This is a genomic window from Hymenobacter gummosus (assembly GCF_003970915.1).
In the GTDB taxonomy this organism is placed as follows: Bacteria; Bacteroidota; Bacteroidia; order Cytophagales; family Hymenobacteraceae; genus Solirubrum; species Solirubrum gummosum.
On sequence record NZ_RXOF01000005.1, the window covers coordinates 361,362 to 378,351 of the forward strand.

Annotated in this window: 11 protein-coding genes; 8 read left to right on the forward strand and 3 right to left on the reverse strand. The window is 65.1% G+C overall.

The features are described 5' to 3' along the window. The first annotated feature begins 191 nt into the window (after positions 1-191). Both EJV47_RS11590 and EJV47_RS11595 read left to right on the forward strand, forming a co-directional pair. A complete protein-coding gene (locus EJV47_RS11590; RefSeq protein ID WP_126693311.1) occupies positions 192-2,822 on the forward strand; it encodes a LysM peptidoglycan-binding domain-containing protein in 2,631 nt (876 codons plus the stop codon). 159 nt (positions 2,823-2,981) lie between these two features. Further along, positions 2,982-4,199: an NAD(P)/FAD-dependent oxidoreductase gene (locus tag EJV47_RS11595; RefSeq protein ID WP_126693312.1), complete on the forward strand. Its 1,218-nt coding sequence runs from the start codon at positions 2,982-2,984 to the stop codon at positions 4,197-4,199. A gap of 79 nt (positions 4,200-4,278) precedes the next feature. Here EJV47_RS11595 and EJV47_RS11600 read toward each other — a convergent pair whose 3' ends face one another. Next, on the reverse strand, positions 4,279-5,346 hold the full coding sequence (locus EJV47_RS11600; protein WP_126693313.1) for a fatty acid desaturase family protein: 1,068 nt from the start codon (positions 5,344-5,346) through the stop codon (positions 4,279-4,281). Between the two features lie 309 nt (positions 5,347-5,655). On the opposite strand from EJV47_RS11600, the gene EJV47_RS11605 reads away from it, so the two are divergent. Both EJV47_RS11605 and EJV47_RS11610 read left to right on the forward strand, forming a co-directional pair. Continuing rightward, entirely contained in the window at positions 5,656-6,099 is a 444-nt protein-coding gene (locus tag EJV47_RS11605) for a hypothetical protein (RefSeq protein ID WP_126693314.1), read from the forward strand. Positions 6,100-6,227: 128 nt separating this feature from the next. After that, positions 6,228-7,970: an FG-GAP-like repeat-containing protein gene (locus EJV47_RS11610; protein WP_126693315.1), complete on the forward strand. Its 1,743-nt coding sequence runs from the start codon at positions 6,228-6,230 to the stop codon at positions 7,968-7,970. An 84-nt stretch (positions 7,971-8,054) separates the two neighbouring features. Here EJV47_RS11610 and EJV47_RS11615 read toward each other — a convergent pair whose 3' ends face one another. Next, the gene (locus EJV47_RS11615) at positions 8,055-8,798 is read right to left on the reverse strand and encodes a hypothetical protein (protein WP_126693316.1); all 744 of its coding nucleotides are present in this window, start codon (positions 8,796-8,798) and stop codon (positions 8,055-8,057) included. Positions 8,799-9,023: 225 nt separating this feature from the next. Between EJV47_RS11615 and EJV47_RS11620 the strand changes: the two genes are divergently transcribed. The 4 genes from EJV47_RS11620 to trxA all read left to right on the forward strand — a co-directional run bounded on the left by EJV47_RS11620 (position 9,024) and on the right by trxA (position 15,916). Next, positions 9,024-9,506, forward strand: coding sequence for a hypothetical protein (locus tag EJV47_RS11620; RefSeq protein WP_126693317.1), 483 nt, complete (start codon positions 9,024-9,026; stop codon positions 9,504-9,506). A gap of 234 nt (positions 9,507-9,740) precedes the next feature. Beyond that, complete coding sequence (locus EJV47_RS11625; protein WP_126693318.1) at positions 9,741-11,402, forward strand: FG-GAP-like repeat-containing protein; 1,662 nt, start codon at positions 9,741-9,743, stop codon at positions 11,400-11,402. A gap of 158 nt (positions 11,403-11,560) precedes the next feature. Further along, positions 11,561-15,277, forward strand: a complete 3,717-nt coding sequence (gene dnaE, locus EJV47_RS11630; protein WP_126693319.1) for a DNA polymerase III subunit alpha — start codon at positions 11,561-11,563, stop codon at positions 15,275-15,277. A gap of 309 nt (positions 15,278-15,586) precedes the next feature. After that, a complete protein-coding gene (gene trxA / locus EJV47_RS11635) occupies positions 15,587-15,916 on the forward strand; it encodes a thioredoxin (RefSeq protein ID WP_111478462.1) in 330 nt (109 codons plus the stop codon). A 104-nt stretch (positions 15,917-16,020) separates the two neighbouring features. Here trxA and EJV47_RS11640 read toward each other — a convergent pair whose 3' ends face one another. Continuing rightward, entirely contained in the window at positions 16,021-16,959 is a 939-nt protein-coding gene (locus tag EJV47_RS11640) for an energy transducer TonB (protein ID WP_126693320.1), read from the reverse strand. Positions 16,960-16,990: the final 31 nt, after the last annotated feature.

Genomic DNA, 16,990 nt, shown 5'->3' on the forward strand with positions numbered 1-16,990 from the left:
ATGGGCGCGGGCTGGCTTTTCGCGGGCGTCAAGAGCGGTTTCTGCCTGGCGCGGCGCGGCTTTCGGGCCGGGCTCAGCCGGTGGTTTTCAGCCAATCAGGCCCCACCACCCCGATTTTTTCGCCTACTTTGTAAGCTGAGGGGGCGGGCAAAGGCGCAGTGCCGGACCGGCCCCGCCTGCTCCGCCTGCTTATGAAACGACTGCTGCCCGTCCTGCTCGCGGCCCTGCCCCTGGTGGCTACGGCCCAACGCAAGCCCGCCGCTGCCCCCGCGAAGACGCCCGCCAAAACCACGGCCACCCCCGCGGCCACGCCCCGCCCGGCGGCCCCGGCCAGCCTGGCCCCGCTGCCGGTGCCGGCCGAAATCCAGTTTGCCGGCCTGCGCCTGCGCCTCTCCGACGGCGGCCGGGCGGCCGTGCAGCAGAAAGTGGACGCGCTGCGCCGCCACCCCGGCTCCTACCAGCAGCGCGTAGCCGCCGCCGACGCGGCCTTCCCCATCATTGAGCGGGTATTCCAGGAGGAAGGCGTGCCGCTGGACTTCCGCTTCCTCTGCATCCAGGAAAGCGGCCTGCAGGGCGACGCGCAGAGCATCCACGACGCCATCGGCTACTGGCAGTTCAAGCGCGAGGCCGCCGCCGACTTCGGCTTGGAAGTCAGCGACGCCGTGGACGAGCGGAAGCACTTGGTGGCGGCCACCCACGGGGCGGCCAAGTACCTGCTGCGCAGCCAGCGCATGTACCAGAACTGGCTGCACACCCTGCTGAGCTACAACCTCGGCCTGGGCGGCGTGAAGCCCTACACCCTGCCCACCGACGCCAAGGCGACGGAAATGCAGATTACCGAGCAGACCCACCCCTACATCCTGACCTTCCTGGCCCACAAGCTGGCCTACGAGCCGGGCATCGGCACGAACCCGCGGCCGGCCATGCTGCTGCGCGAGTACCCGGCCGTGCCCGGGCAGAGCCTGCCCGCCCTGGCCCAGGCCCTGCAAACCAACCCCGCCGAGCTGAGCCGGCACAACCGCTGGCTGCTGGCCGCCGCCGTGCCCACTACCGGCAAAACCTACACCGCCCTGGTGCCCGTGACGGACTCGTTGCAGCTGCTGGCCATGGCCGTGCAGCAGCGGCAGGTAGCCACCAAGCTGGTAACCGCGCCCGAAACCGACGCCCGCAACGCCGCTTTCGTGACGGTAAACGGGATGCGCGCCGTGGTGGCTTTGCCCAACGAGTCAAAGGAAGAGCTGGCCCGCCGCGCCGGGGTGAAGCTGCGCAAGTTCATGCAGTTCAACGACCTGATGCCCTTCGACCGCGTGGTGGCGGGCCAGCCCTACTTCACTCAGAAAAAGCGCGACAAGGCCGCCGTGGAGTACCACGTGACGCAGGCCGGGGAAAGCCTGGTCACCGTGTCGCAGAAGTACGGGGTGCGGGCCCGGGCCATCCGGAGCAAGAACCGCATGGCCGCCAATGAGCCCCTGCAGCCCGGCCGCGTGCTCTGGCTGCAACACACCCGCCCCCGGGCCGTGGCCGTGGAATTTGTGCAGGACCAGACGGGCGCCGTGGCCGCCGCCATGGAGCGTCCCACCGGCGCCCCGGCCCCCGCGCCTGCTCCAGTTCCCGCTACCCCCGCCCCGACGCCCGCACCCAAGCGGAAGCCCGCCGAGGCCGAGGTGTATACCGGCCGTACTGCCGCCGCCCAGCGCGCCATCGACGATGCGCCGGAGGCTGAGCAGGACAGTTCGCGCATCGGCGGGCTGCTGAGCAAACTGGGCCGCAAACCTGCCGCCGCTGAGCCCGAAGCGGATACCGTGGCCGTCGACACCACGGTGGAAACTATCAACGAAGTGGCCGCCGAAGCCCCGGCTGTGGCCCCCGCCGCGCCCGCGCCCAAGCCCGCCCGCGGCCTCTACACCGGCGAGCCGACGGAGAAGAAGCTGCCCGCCGCCGCGCCGCTGGCCGACGAGCCCAGCGGCAACGAGCCCGACGAAGAACCGGCGGTGGCTTCGGCCCCGGTCGTCAGCAAGCCGGCCGCTACGCCCGCCCCGGCGCCCAAACCGGCCGCGCCGGCCCCGAAGCCCGCCGTGACCGAGCCCAAGCCGGTGGCCGCGGAGCCCAAGCCCACCACCCCGACGCCGGTAGCTGCTACGCCCGCCACCCCGAAACCCGCTCCGACGTCGGTGCCGAAAACCACTCCGGCCGCCCCAACGGCGGCCGTGCCTGCCCCCAAGCCGGCTGCCAGCCCGGCCACTCCCGCCGCTGACCCCACGATGACGCCGGGCGCCGGCTGGCCCATTCCGGCCAGCGGGCAGCACACGGTGCAGGCTAAGGAAACGCTCTACGGCGTGGCCCGCCGCTACAATCTGCGCCCCGCCGACCTGGTGCAGTGGAACGCGCTGCCGCCCAACCCCTCGCTGCAGCTGGGCCAGGTGCTGCGCCTGACGCCGCCCACCGGCACCGCCGCCCCAGCTCCGACTGCCGCTGCTGCTGCGCCCAAAACGCCGGCCTCCGCCCCGGCCAAACCGGCCCCGGCGGCTGCAACAACCCCAGCTAAACCGGCTTCAACTGCCCCAGCGGCGACAACGACACCGGCCAAACCCGCTTCAACTGCTCCAGCCGCCACGACGGCCGCCAAGCCCGCCCCGGCGGCGCCAGCGGCTAAGCCGGTGGCAGCGGCGGGCACCATCAAGCACACGGTGGTGGCCAAGGAGACGCTGTTCAGCATTTCGCAGAAGTACAAGGTGAAGCCCGCGCAGATTATGCAGTGGAACAACAAGACCGAGGAAACCGTCCGCCTGGGCGAGGTGCTGACCATTCAGCCCGGCCGGTAAGCGGCAGTACCCCGCCCTCCCGAAAGCGCCGCCGGCCCCGAGCCGGCGGCGCTTTTGCGTTGGATACCGGCCAGTGCCAACGGCTCTGCTGGCTTCGTCGTAAGCAGAAACAGTATTGGTCAGCTCCACGGCCGGTGCTCCTCCCCTATTCCCACCCGCATGATTCTGACTACCGGCCAGCCCTTCTGGCTTACCGAGCAGGGCCTCGTCCGCTACCCCGTGCTTACCGAAGACCTGAGCTGCGACGTGGCCATCGTCGGCGGCGGCATCACCGGGGCTTTCCTGGGCTACTACCTCACCCGGGCCGGCCTGCGGGCCGTGGTGCTGGAAGGCCGCTACGTAGGCGGCGGCAGCACCTCCGCCAGCACTGCCATGTGCCAGTACGAGCTGGACGTGGACCTCATCGACCTGCGCGAGAAGCTCGGCACCAGCCGGGCCAACGATGCCTACCTGGCCAACGTGTACGCCGTGCACGAGCTGGGCCGCCTCTGCCGCGAGCAGCTGCCCGACCCCTGCAGCTACGAGTACTGCCGCAGCTTCTACCTGGCCAGCCGCGAGCGGGACGCCGGCCACCTGCACGACGAAGGCGAAGCCCGCCGCGGCATCGGCATCGACGCGGAGTACCTGGAGCGCGCCGAGCTGCTGCGCCGCTACCAGCTGCAGGCCCCCGCCGCCCTGCTCTCCGGCGACACGGCCCAGGTGGACCCGTACCGGCTCACGCACACGCTGCTGGCCGAAGCCGCCAAGCAGGGCCTGCGGGTGTTTGAGCGCACACCCGTGCAGCACTGCGCCACGGAGGCCGACGGCCAATCGGTGACGGTACACGCGGGCGAGAGGCGCATCAGGGCCCGGCACGTGGTGGTGTGCACCGGCTACGAGGCCGACAACCTGGTCCCGCGCGACCTGGTGAACCTGCATTCCACCTACGTGGTCATCAGTCAGCCCGGCGAAATGAGCGGCCTGCCCACCGGCAACGCCCAGATCTGGGAAACGGCCCGCCCCTACCTCTACACCCGCACCACCGCCGACGGCCGCATCATGGTGGGCGGCCGCGACGAAGTAGTAAAAAGCGCCGCCTTCCAGAACACCGTGCTGGAGCACAAGGTCGACAAGCTGGAAAAGCAGTTTCAGGATCTGTTTGCCCGCGAGACGCCCTTCACCCGCGACTTTGTGTGGGCCGGCGTGTACGGCGAAACCGACGACGGGCTGCCTTACATCGGCGCGCACAAGGACTTTCCGCGGCACCAGTTTGCCCTCGGCTACGGCGGCAACGGCACCACTTACAGCCTGCTGGCCACCGAAATCATCTGCGCGGCCCTCACCAGCCGGCCCCACCGCTACGCCGCCACCTTCGGCTTCGACCGCGTGGGCGGCTGACGCCCGGCCGCGGGACGCCCCACGAAAAAAGGCAGCCCGTCGGGGCTGCCTTTTTTCGTGCTTGAGGGGGAGTTGCCCGCTAGGCCGCTGCCAGCTGGGGCCGGGCCTTGGCAATTTTGCGGGTGCGGCTCTTGAGCAGCTCCACGACTTCCGCCTCCGATTGGTACCGGTCGCCGAGGTTCACGAAGTGCTTGGCCATGAGGTCGTAGCGCTTCAGCATCAGCCAGGCGAAGACGTGCAGGAAGTGGATGCCGTCGAACACGATGGCGTCGTTCTGCACGTACTTGGGAATATCCTTCTGGAAGGCGGCCGGGTGCTCGGTCCAGTGCCGGGCGGGCCGGATGTGGTGGCTGGCGTGGTAGCCGTCGTTCCAGCACTTGTGGTTGTACTTGGTGTTGATGCAGGTGATGCTGTTGGTGTAGTCGTTGCCCGGGTCGTTGCCGTCGATGAAGGCGTGCTGGGTCCAGTTGCCGAGCATCATGATGACGCGCGAAATCAGGAAGGGCAGCACGAACACCACCAGCGTGGCGGGCCAGTTTACCAGCCACAAACCCACGCACAGGGCCGCGTAGAGCACTTCGCCGCGCACCGAGCGCCACAGCAGCTTCATCTTGCGCTTCTTGATGAAGTAGTGCGAGAGGTGGAAGATGCCCAGCATGATGAAGGTGCCGAGGTAGTGCGCAAAGCCCCGCAGCGAGTCGCGCTGGTAGTACATGGTAGAGCTTTTGTCGTCCTCCAGGTTATTCTCGGCGTGGTGCATGCCCAGGTGGTGGGCGTAGTAGGTCTCCGGCGTCTGCCCGAACAGGGGCCCGATAACCCAGGGCAGGTAGTGGTTCAGGAAGCCGTACTCCTTCTTGAAGAAAGCCCGGTGGCTGGTGCAGTGTAGCATCAGCCCGAAGGGCCCCTTGAAGGTGATGTTGTTCAGAAACTGGTACGCCACCGCCGCCGGCCACCAGGCCCAGCCAGGCAGGCCGGGCACGAACAGCAGCGCCGCCAGCGGAATCAGCGTGGCGGTGATGCGCAGCGTGAGGTGCACAAACGGCAGGTCACGCTTGTCGTTGATGAGGCTGACCAGCCACTGGTCGACGGCGGAGCGTTGGGCCGGCTCCTGGTACGTGGGGTCCGTGAGGACGCTAAATGATTTCATAGGCAGCAATCCGACGCATTAGCGGGCCGGCATCAGTTGAACAAGGAGCTGATGGGGAGTGAAATGCATTGGATTCGCCGCCGGCGCGGGGGCTGACAAGCGAAACAAAGGCAGGTGAGGTGAGAGGCAGGTAAAGCTGGACAATACGCCCGGCAGGAGCAGTTATAGGTCGGGGAACCTACGCCCAAGATAAGGCTTTTACCAGCGAATGGCCGCCGCCCCGAACGTTACCAGCGTATTATTCCGTGCTTTGCCCCCAGCTTCCCGTTCTTACTTCTCGCGCTGTCGGCCCTTTCCCGCCCCTTTGCCATGTCCTACCTGTCCCTTGTGCTGAGCCTGCTGCTGGCCTCCCCGGCCCCTGCTCAGACGGCCCCCAAGCCCCGGGCCGCTCAAGCCGCTACCTCGTCGGAGCGCGTGGCCCAGTACCACCGCGACTACCTGGAGCGGCTGCGGGCGGCCTACTTTGCCCCCGGCGACCCGCGGGCCACGGCCTTGCTGAGCACCGCCACCGAGGAGCTGAGCGCCCGCCGCAAGGCCCTGCGCGCCGAGCTGACGGCCGCTTTGCCCGGCAAAACCGGCCTCACCATTAAGCCCACCGACAGCTGGCGGCAGGAGCTGGCGGCGCTCAACAAAACGCCCCAGGCCGTGAAGTTCTTCGACCGCTGCCGCCGCAATCCGGCCCTGGAAACGGCGTACCAGCGGTTTCTGGATGCGCGGCTGGACGAGCTATTCCCCGAAGCGGCGGGGCGCTGAGTGGTGGGCGGGCTCAGTGCCTGGCTACGCCAACTGGCTTCCAAAAGCATCAGCAGCCCGGAAAAAGTCAACCTTTTAGCTATATTTCTTCCCGTTGATACAGTTCGTCATTTTTTCCTTACCCGTCTATGAAGCACCTCCGTACCCCCAAAAGCCTCGGGCCGAGTACGGTACTGAGTGCTGGTCTGCTGCTGATTAGCAGCTACGCCGCGGCCCAGCACGTCGTCACGGCCCTCTCGCCGGCGCGCAATGCCGTGGCCGCCCCGGTCAGCACGCCGATTTCCGTTACGGCTTCCTCCGCCCTGCCGGCCACGGGCCCGGCCCAGTTGCACGTGTTCAGCCAGCAGGCCCGGGGCAAGCGCACCGGCCCGCTCGCGACCAGCGGCAACACGCTTACCCTCAGCCCGGGCAGCGCCTTCCGGCCCGGCGAAACCGTGCAGGCCACCCTGCTCGGCGCGGCCAACGGCGGCACGGTGGCCCAGGGGCAGGTGTGGCAGTTCACGGCCGCTACCACCGGCGGCACCGGCACTTTCGGCAGCCCCACCCGCCTCAACCTTGGCTTGTCTCCGGCCGCGCCCAGACTAGCCGACTTCGACGGCGACGGCGACCTGGACATCCTGTCCTCGGAGCAAAATCAGCCGACGGGCATCAGCCTCTGGCTGAACAACGGCAGCGGCACCTTTAGCAGCATACCGGCCCCGCCGGTAAACCCGAACAGCACGGCCAGCGCGCTGGCCGTGGGCGACGTCAACGGGGACGGGCGCCCCGACGCGCTGATTCCGAACAGCACCAGCACCCCAACGCTGCCGTTCCACATCAAGGTGTTTTTTGGTAACGGCGACGGCACTTTCCTGACGGGCCCGAACGTACCGATCGGCAATACAAACCCGGCCAGCATCCAGCTGGCCGACGCCGACGCCGATGGCGACCTGGATATGTTTGTGCTGACCCCGTTTCCCAGCTCCCAGACGAGCTACGTCACCGTGTTGCTGAACAGCGGCACCGGCTCGTTTACTTCCGCCGGCGACGTGCCCGTGACCATTCAGCCCACGGCCCTAGCCCTGGGCGACGTGGACAACGACGGCGACGTGGATTTTACGGCCGTCAGCCTGGTCGCCACCAACCCCACGCCCGTAACCATCGCCCTCAACGACGGCAGCGGCAGCTTTACCCCGACCCCCATGCCCTGGACGGCCGGCTCGTTTCAGGCCGTCAACTTGGCCGACATCGACGGCGACGGCGACCTGGACTGGCTGGGCACGAGCTACGGCACCGTTAGCGGCGTAATCGTGCGCCGCAACAACGGCAGCGGCAGCTTCGGGGCGCCTACCACGGTGGCGGCCGGGACGGACCCGCGCGCATCTCAGCTGGGCGACGTAGACGGCGACGGCGACCTGGACCTTATTGCCAGCAGCTGGCAGGATCAGTCGCTGCAGGTGCGCCTGAACGACGGGGCCGGCAACTTCAGCGGCAGCGGTCAAGCGGTGGCCGGGGCTTACCTCAATACCCTGACAATGGGTGATTTGGATAACGACGGCGACCTGGATGCGCTGGTCACCTCCAACTGGAACGCCACCAGCGGCGGCTACGTGCTCCTCAACCAGAACCGCCCGCTGGCCACGCAGCGCCCCCGCCTCGATGCCACGCTGGCCTGGCCCAACCCCGTAGCCGCCGGCCAGCCGCTGCGCCTAACGCACGCCGGCCCGGCCCATTACCGCCTCACCACCGCCCTGGGGCAGCTGGTGCGGCAGCAGGCCGTAGCCAGCACCGCCACCGACATTCCGACGGCGGGTCTGGCCCCGGGGCTCTACCTGCTGAGCGTCAGCACACCCAACGCGGCCCCGGCCGTGCAGCGCGTGGTCATTCAGTAGCACCGCCGGCAATGCTTAGCAAAAAGGCCCGCTTTTCGAAGCGGGCCTTTTTGCTGTAAGAATGTCCCAGGCAGGGTCACCCCGCTATTTTCTGGCAAAGCCCTTGTTGGTCAATGTCAGCGCGTTTATGTCGATGCCGAAGCGCTGCTGCAGGGTGCTGGCCACGTTACGCCGGAAAGCCGGCTGCGTATCGGGGGCACCCTGCGCGCCCACGTACAGCAGGGCGGTCTGCAGCTTCAGGTACTCGCCCAGGGCCGCCGTGGTGCTGGCCGATTTGCCCGCCAGGGCGCGGCCCACGGCCGGGGCTAGCTGCGCCCGCACCGCCCCCGACTTACCGGCCGGCAGCAGTGCCTGGCCCGGCACCGCGCCGTGCGCCACTTGGTAGGTAGCCACCAGGTAGGCGGCGTAAGCATCGGCCAGGTCGTTTTCGCGCAGGCCCGAGCCGCTCAGCAGCTTGCGGTACAGCGTGGTGTAATCAGTGGTGCCGCCCGGCCCGAACGCGGCGGTGAACTGCTGCGCGGCGGCGGCCGGTTTGCCGTGGTTTTGCGCGGCCAGGGCCTGCCGGCGGGCCGTGGCGCTGGGGCTATAGGCGGTGCCGGCCGATTTTGTCGCCGCACCGGCACTCGCGCTTTTGCTCCGGTCCGCGTTGCGCATGGACGCCTCGACGGCGTTGTTGGCCAGCAGCGTATTGGTCTGCGACACGACGCTGCTGGTGAAGTTGTCCATAATCAGCTCGACTGATTGTTGGGCCTGGGCCCCAGGCGCGGCGCCCAGCAGCAGGCCGAGGCTCAGTAACGCGCCCCAGCAGGTTTTTTCGAAGCATTTCATAGTCAAGCGGCAAGGATGGTCTTGTTGACCTTACGCCGCGTCCCGGGTGGGAGTTGGAACCGCGCGAACTGCCCGCTTTCTGGCTGCTTCCCTTTGCTTGCTGCCGCAGCCGGTACTCAGAATGGCAGATTGTAGGCAACTGAACAACCGGTATTTTTTCGTTGCAGCGTTACCTTGTCAGTCTTCCCGTACAGCCACCGAACGATACTATTACCGCTTCTGACTATGCGCCTTGCCCTCCGTTTGTTCCCGGTTTTCGGCTTGCTTTTGCTGCTGCCGGGCATTGCGCCATCCGCCCGGGCACAGACCGCCGCCCCCGATTCTACCGCCATCATGATTGAAATAGCGCGTCAGGGTATTGAGCGGATGCGCGCCATCTACGCCGAGCCCGATGATGCCCGGGCCGCCCGGCTAATCGACCAGGCCATCCGGGAAATAGGGCCGCGCTACGAGCGGTTTATGCGCTACCAGGCAAGTTTGCCGGCGGAGCAGCAGGACCAGCTAGCGGCCCGCATGCAGCAACAGCCGTGGTTTCGGGCGCTGCGCGAGTTCAGCCTGAGCGCGGAGTACCGCGGCTTTCAGGCCCGGGCCAACCGTCACCCGGCGCTAAAAGCGGCGGCAGCCCGGCTGCAACAGGCCGAATACCTGCAGATTCAGCACCACGGCGGCCCGGCGGGCAGCGCGCCAGCCGGCGCCCGGCCGCTGTAGGGCTCGGCTCACGATGTAGTCGGTGAATAGGCGGCTGCAAGGTCATTGCCGATCAGGTTCGTGGCCCAGCAAGCTAATTCCGTCTGCCCTTCTCTGGGCTCCAAAGCTTGGCCCTGGACAAAAGCAGATTAAAGTCCTTAATAGCACAACTTTACCTGTTATAACAGGTATCTTCTCAACGAAATATTAGCCCGGCTGGGCAGTTCAGTTTCGATTATTTCTTCAATCTTCGACATGAAAGCAGTTCTACTACTCACCGCTGCCACGGCCTGGACCTCCTTATTCGCCGAAATGGCCGCGGCCCAGGCGCCAACCAGCCTGCTGCCGGTGCGCAACGCCTTAGCAGTGCCCCGCTCGGCAACGGTTTCAGCTACGCTGCCGCGGGCGCTGTCGGCCGGTGCTGTGCTGACGGTCTTCAGCCAACAAGCCGGCGGCCGAAAAGCTGGCACCGCTACCATTGCCGGCAACACCGTCGTCTTCACCCCGGCCACCGGTTTCAAGCCGGGTGAGCAGCTGACAGCCGTCGTGACCGATGGCAGCGTGAAATACCTCTGGCAGTTTACCGCCGCCACGGGCGCTGGTACGGGCGTGTTTGGCGGCGGCAGTGACACGCCTGTGTCGCAAACCTCGATGGTTACGGGGGACATCGACGGCGACGGGGACCTGGACGCGGTGGTGCCGACCAATGGCACCGCCCTCGACCTGTTGCTCAACGACGGTACCGGCGCCTTGACCCAGCGCAGCTTGAGCACCGGCTCTAACTCCGTCAACGTGGCTCTGCTTGGCGACATCGACAACGACGGGGACTTGGACTTGCTGGCCACGCGCAATACGGCCGTAGCCACCCGGATTTTTCTGCTCCGTAACAACAACGGCACTTTCACGGGCCCTGCCGACATCATCAGCTCCACCAACGGCTCAGGTATTCCGGCCGTGGCCCTGGGTGATATGGATAGCGACGGCGACCAGGATATCGTTATGCAGCGGGGCGGGACACCTCAGGCCGAAGTGCTTTTCAACGACGGCAGCGGCTCGTTTGCTGGCAACGTCATCATCACGCTTCCCAGTGATGCGCGGCGCCTGCAGCTTCACGACCTGGACAACGACGGTGACCTGGATGTACTGGCTGCCACCAGCCGTGGCCTCAGCATCCGCCTGAACAACGGGTCAGCAGCCACTTTCACTGCTGTCCCCGATGTGGCTGAAACCAGCTACACCGGCACCATTGCCGTCGGGGATATCGACGGCGACGGAGACCTGGATGTCATCATTCCGCCCTTCGACTACAACGGGGTTATTTACGTGCGGCTCAACAACGGCAATGCCGCGTTTGCCCCCGCCACCCAACTGCTGGCCGTGCCCTACGCCACGGAAGTAGCCCTCGGCGACGTAGACAACGACGGCGACCTGGATATTTTGGCCACGGCTCCGGGTGGCAACGTCGGCATCAGTCGCAACAACGGCACTGGCTCCTTTAGCGTCGCCTCCACGCTCAGCGTCGGTCAGCGCAGCGCACAGTCCCTCGCACTGGTCGATATGAACAACGACGGGGCCCTCGACCTGGTGTTTGGCAACTATGGCCAAAGCTCCAACCAGCTCAGCGTCCGCCTGAACGGCACGGCGGCCCCCACCAGCACCCTAGATGCTTCTGCCGCCTCGTTCCAGCTCTGGCCCAACCCGCTCGGGCCGGGCAATGCGCTACAGTTGACCCTGGCCGCCGCCGCTCCCACGGCATCCTACTTCCTGCTGAACGGGCTCGGGCAGGCAGTACGGGCTCAGACCTTCAGCGGCCAGCGCACCAGCATCAGTTCCGCGGGGTTGGCCAGTGGGGTGTACCTGCTCAAAGTACAGGTGCCGGGCCAGTTGCCAGTGTCGCGCCGCGTGGTCGTCGAATGACACCCGGGTTACAGAGTAGAAAGGACGGCTCCAAAGGCCGTCCTTTTTTGTTACTCTGATACGCAAAAACTCCCGCCGCCGCAACGTTTCCTTTCCCCGCTAGCGGCGGTAACTTTACTTTTGGTTTGGTGGCCTAATGCCGCCGGACCCGCTTGCCCATGCCCACGTTCTCGCACCTGCACTGCCACACCCAATATTCCCTGCTCGACGGCCAGGCCAGCATCAGCGCGCTGATGAAAAAGGCCCAGAAGGACGGCATGCCCGCCGTGGCCCTCACCGACCACGGGAACATGTTCGGGGCGTTCAACTTCGTGGCCGAGGCCAACAAGTACAACGTCAAGCCCATTGTCGGCTGCGAGTTCTATTTGGTGGAGGACCGGCACAAGAAAACCTTCAGCCGGGAAAAGGGCGAGCGGGACAACCGCTTCCACCAGCTGCTGCTGGCCAAGGACCAGGCCGGCTATCAGAACCTGGCCAAGCTCTGCTCCATGAGCTTTATCGAGGGCACGTACTCCAAGTACCCGCGCATCGATAAGGAGCTGCTGCTGCAGTACCACGAGGGCCTGATTGCTACCTCCTGCTGCATCGGGGCTGAGATTCCGCAGGCTTTGCTGTGGAAATCGGAGGAAGAGGCGGAAAAGCTGCTGCGCTGGTGGCTGGACTTGTTTGGCGAGGACTACTACATCGAAATCCAGCGCCACGGCATCGAGAACATCGACAACACGGGCAAGAGCCAGGAGGACCTGAACCAGACGCTGCTCAAGTGGGCGCAGAAGTATAACGTCAAGGTCATTGCCACCAACGACTCGCACTACGTCGATCAGCAGGACTTCGCCCCGCACGATTTGCTCTTGTGCGTGAACACCGGCGAGGAGCACAGCATCCCGGTCGGTGACTTCCAGACCAAGTACTTCCGTCTGATTTCGGGTCAGAACGAGGTGCTATACGACCACCTCGACAACCTGCGCCCCCTGGCCGGCCGCGACGACGCCGTGCGCCGCCAGCTCATGCGCATCGACGAGGAGCTGCAGATGCCCAAGCCCAAGTCGCGCTTCGGCTTCCCCAACGACCAGTTCTACTTCAAGACCCAGGCGGAAATGGCGAACCTGTTCGCCGACGTGCCCGAAAGCCTGGATAACACCAACGAAATCGTTGACAAAATCACGCCGCCCAAGCTGGCGCGCGACATCCTGCTCCCCAACTTCCCGCTGCCGGCCGGCTTTGCCAACGCCGACGAGTTCCTGCGCGAGCTGACCTACGTGGGCGCGTTCGGCCCGAGTGCGGGCAAGGGCATCGTGACGATGACCAAGCCGCCGCGCTACTCCGAGCGCACGCCCGAAATCGAGGAACGACTGGAATACGAGCTGCGCATCATCCAGACGATGGGCTTCGCCGGCTACTTCCTCATCGTGCAGGACTTTATCAACAAGGGCCGCGACATGGGCGTGGCCGTGGGCCCGGGCCGCGGCTCGGCGGCCGGCTCGGCGGTGGCCTACTGCGTGGGCATCACCAACATCGACCCCATCAAGTACAGCCTGCTGTTCGAGCGTTTTCTGAACCCGGAGCGCGTGTCGATGCCCGATATCGACATTGACTTCGACGACGTGAACCGCCAGCGCGTCATCGACTACGTGGTGGACAAGTACGGCAAGACCCAGGTGGCCCAGATCATCACCTTCGGTACGATGGCGGCCAAGTCCAGCATCAAGGACGTGGCGCGGGCTATGGAGCTGCCCCTGCCCGCCACCAACGAGCTGACCAAGATGGTGCCCGAAAAGCCCGGCACCACCCTGAACGACGCCTTCGCCGAAAACCCGGAGCTGGACTACATCCTGCGCGACGAGGCGCCCGACAACCTGCGCGGGCAGATTCTGCGGCTGGCCCACAAGCTGGAAGGTTCGGTGCGCAACACCGGCATCCACGCCGCCGGCGTCATCATCGCCCCCGACGACATTACGAAGTACATCCCGGTATCGACCTCTAAGGACTCGGATCTGCTGGTCACGCAGTTCGACGGCAAGGTCATCGAGTCGGCGGGGATGCTGAAGATGGACTTTCTGGGGCTGAAGACGCTCACGATTATCGTGGACGCGCTGACGCTCATCAAGAAAAACCACGGCGTCGACATCAACATCGACGACATTCCGCTCGACGACCCCAAGACCTACGAGCTGTACCAGCGCGGCGACACCATCGGCACGTTCCAGTTCGAATCCGAGGGCATGCGCATGTACCTCAAGGACCTCAAGCCCACCAACATTGAGGACCTGATTGCCATGAACGCCCTCTACCGTCCGGGCCCGATGCAGTTCATCCCGAACTTCATCAACCGCAAGCACGGGCGCGAGGAAATCGACTACCCGCACGAGCTGCTGGAGCCCATCCTGAACTACTCTCAGGGCATCATGGTGTACCAGGAGCAGATCATGCAGACGGCCCAGATACTGGCCGGCTATTCCCTCGGCGGCGCCGACCTGCTGCGCCGCGCCATGGGTAAGAAGGACATGAAGAAGATGGCGCTGGAGCGGGAGAAATTCTGCAAAGGCGCCCTGGAGCTGCACGGCATCAAGGAAAAGAAGGCCAACGAGGTCTTCGACGTGATGGAGAAGTTTGCGGCCTACGGCTTCAACCGCTCCCACTCCGCCGCCTACTCGGTGGTGGCTTACCAGACGGGCTACCTCAAGGCCAACTACCCCGCCGAGTACATGGCCGCCGTGCTGACCAACAACATGTCGGACATCAAAAAGGTGACCTTCTTCATCGAGGAGGCGCGCCGGCAGGGCGTGCAGGTGCTCGGGCCGGACGTGAACGAATCGGTGCTCAAGTTCAACGTGAACGAGAAGGGCCAGATTCGTTTCGGCATGGCTGCCGTGAAGGGCGCCGGCGAAGCCGCTATCGAGAACATCGTGGCCGAGCGCGAGAAAAAGGGCCCGTACACCGATATTTTCGACTTCGCCAAGCGCGTGAACCTGCGCGCCGTCAACAAGAAGACCTTCGAAAGCCTGGCCCTGTCCGGCGCCTTCGACTCGTTTGAGCGCTACCACCGCCGGCAGTTCGTGGAAGCCCCCAGCGGCGACCAGAACCTCATCGACAAGGCCGTGAAGCTCGGCCAGCAGCACCAGGCCGACAAGGACTCGGCCCAGCAGAGTTTGTTTGGCGGCGGGGCCTTTGGGGCCGTGGCTATGCCCCTGCCCAAAGTGCCCGACATGGAGCCCTGGCCCGCCACCGAGCAGCTACGCCGCGAAAAAGACGTGGTGGGTTTCTACCTCTCGGGCCACCCCTTGGACGACTTCAAGCTGGAAATCGACTCGTACTGCACCTGCGCGCTCGACAAAATCGAGACGTACAAAAACCGCGACATCAACGTGGCCGGGCTGATTTCCAACGTGATGTTCAAGACCACCAAGACCGGGCAGCCCTTCGTCTCGTTCAACATCGAAGACTACGACTCCTCGCTGAACCTGGCCTTGTTCCGCGATGATTACACCCGCTTTTCGGCCCTGATCAACCCGCGCAACTACGATAAGGAGCAGGTGCCGCCCATGTTCATCCGCGGCAAGTACGCCCCCCGCTTCCGCGACTCCGACCAGTTCGAGTTCAAGGTCATGACCATGGAGCCGCTGATCAACGTGGCCGAGAAGCTGGCCGGTGGCGTGCGCGTGCAGCTTGACCTGCGCACCATCACCGAGCCGTTCATGGACCGCTTCATGGCCGCCGTGGAGGAGTGCGCCGGCTCGAAAAAGCTGGAAATCAAGTTCGCCGAGCCCCACGAGCACCTGACGGTAGATACCTACTCGCGCAAGTACCGCATCGAGCCCAAGTCGTTCATTTTCAAGATGCGCGAGATGGAAATTGACGCCTGCCAGCTGATTTAGAGTCATCAAAATGACGAACTAAAGAACGTCATTCCGAGCTTGTCGAGGAATCTCGCGTGCTGATGCCAGATAGTACATTCCTCGTCGGACGAAGAAATTACTCTCGGAAGTCAGCACGCGAGATTCCTCGACAAGCTCGGAATGACGTTCTTTTTCTTTGGTGCTATCGGGAACCACATAGCCAAACCCGGATATTTGAACTTTCCAGCGGGCCGCATGTTTGACATCCAATCTGCTACCTTGCGCGCCCAATCTGCGTAAGCAGCTTACTCAACACTGACACCCACTCCTTAACAATTGACTACGACAATGGGACACAAAGCCATTGAAATCACCGACGCCAACTTCGACGAAATCATCAACTCGGATAAGCCCGTGCTGGTGGACTTCTGGGCCGAATGGTGCGGTCCGTGCCGCATGGTAGGCCCGGTAGTAGAAGAGCTGGCCGGCGAATACGAAGGCAAAGCTGTTATCGGCAAAGTTGACGTGGACGCTAACCCGCAGACGTCCATGAAGTTCGGCATCCGCAGCATCCCCACGCTGCTGGTGTTCAAGAACGGCCAAGTGGTTGACAAGCAGGTTGGTGCCGTGCCCAAGCACGTACTGGCCCAGAAGCTTGACGCCCAGGTAACCGCCTAAATCCCGACGGCTGCGCGCCGTTCATGCAAAAGCCCCGCCGCCTGAATACAGGTGGCGGGGCTTTGTTGTTGAAAGCCCGGCTCGTCTGTTCAACTCCGGCGGCTCTACCAGTTGGCGCGGGCCTCTACCGGCGGCGTGGGCGGCGGCTTGGGGCCACCAAACAGGCTGAACTGCGGCGCGAAGTAAATCGGGACGGTATAGGTGAAGCTGGTGGGCACGTTGTACTCGCGGCCGGGACGGAAGCGGGGCAGGCTGGCCACCACGCGCTTGGCCTCGTTGTCGGCGTCGGGTGAGAGGCCGCGCAGCACGCGCACCTGCCCTACCCGGCCGTCTTCGCCCACGGTGTAGCTCACGTACACCTTGCCGGTAATGCCCTTGCGCCGGGCCTCGCGCGGGTAGTTGGTATGCCGGGCCAGGTATTCCAGCAACGCTGCCTCCCCACCCGGAAACTCGGGGGCCTGGCGCCGCAGCGGTAAGCCCTCGTAGCGGCTGCCGTCTTCGTTGTACAGCGTCAGGGCGGTGGGCTGACCGGCCTGGGTGGTTTCCACCGCGGCGGGCTGGCCGGAACTATAGTAGTAGTGCCACTCGCCGGTGGGGCGGTCGGCCAGGTAGTTGCCGGTGGAGCGGCGCTGCCCGTTGGGATGCACGCTCAGCCAGCGGCCCACCCGCTCGCCGTGGTGATATTCGCCGCGCTGCTGCACCCTGCCGTCTTCGTACCACGATACGTACAGGCCCTCGGGCTCGTCGTCCTGAAAGTGTACCTGACTGGCCTTGGCGCCGTTGGCGTGAAAGCCGGTAAACAAGCCGCTGCGGCGCGGCGGGTCGATGCTGGCCAGGAAGCCCCGCAGCAGCAGCGTGCCGTTCATGGCAAACTCGCGCATGGGGTGCAGGCCGGCTTCGAGCTGCTGCTCCACCACGCGGTAATGCGTGGCGCTGTCGGGCACGGTCGGCTGGTTCTGCTCGTTCAGGTACACGGCGGGCAGGCTCTGGGCCACCGCAGCCGGTGTGCCGCCCAACAGCAAAACTGCCAGCCAAGCCTTCATAGGGGTCGGAGTAAAAACAAGCCTTTCCGAA

Coding starts and splice junctions, on each gene's coding strand:
- EJV47_RS11590 (WP_126693311.1), top strand. CDS start 192: ATGAAACGACTGCTGCCCGTCCTGCTCGCGGCCCTGCCCCTGGTGGCT.
- EJV47_RS11595 (WP_126693312.1), top strand. CDS start 2,982: ATGATTCTGACTACCGGCCAGCCCTTCTGGCTTACCGAGCAGGGCCTC.
- EJV47_RS11600 (WP_126693313.1), bottom strand. CDS start 5,346: ATGAAATCATTTAGCGTCCTCACGGACCCCACGTACCAGGAGCCGGCC.
- EJV47_RS11605 (WP_126693314.1), top strand. CDS start 5,656: ATGTCCTACCTGTCCCTTGTGCTGAGCCTGCTGCTGGCCTCCCCGGCC.
- EJV47_RS11610 (WP_126693315.1), top strand. CDS start 6,228: ATGAAGCACCTCCGTACCCCCAAAAGCCTCGGGCCGAGTACGGTACTG.
- EJV47_RS11615 (WP_126693316.1), bottom strand. CDS start 8,798: ATGAAATGCTTCGAAAAAACCTGCTGGGGCGCGTTACTGAGCCTCGGC.
- EJV47_RS11620 (WP_126693317.1), top strand. CDS start 9,024: ATGCGCCTTGCCCTCCGTTTGTTCCCGGTTTTCGGCTTGCTTTTGCTG.
- EJV47_RS11625 (WP_126693318.1), top strand. CDS start 9,741: ATGAAAGCAGTTCTACTACTCACCGCTGCCACGGCCTGGACCTCCTTA.
- dnaE (WP_126693319.1), top strand. CDS start 11,561: ATGCCCACGTTCTCGCACCTGCACTGCCACACCCAATATTCCCTGCTC.
- trxA (WP_111478462.1), top strand. CDS start 15,587: ATGGGACACAAAGCCATTGAAATCACCGACGCCAACTTCGACGAAATC.
- EJV47_RS11640 (WP_126693320.1), bottom strand. CDS start 16,959: ATGAAGGCTTGGCTGGCAGTTTTGCTGTTGGGCGGCACACCGGCTGCG.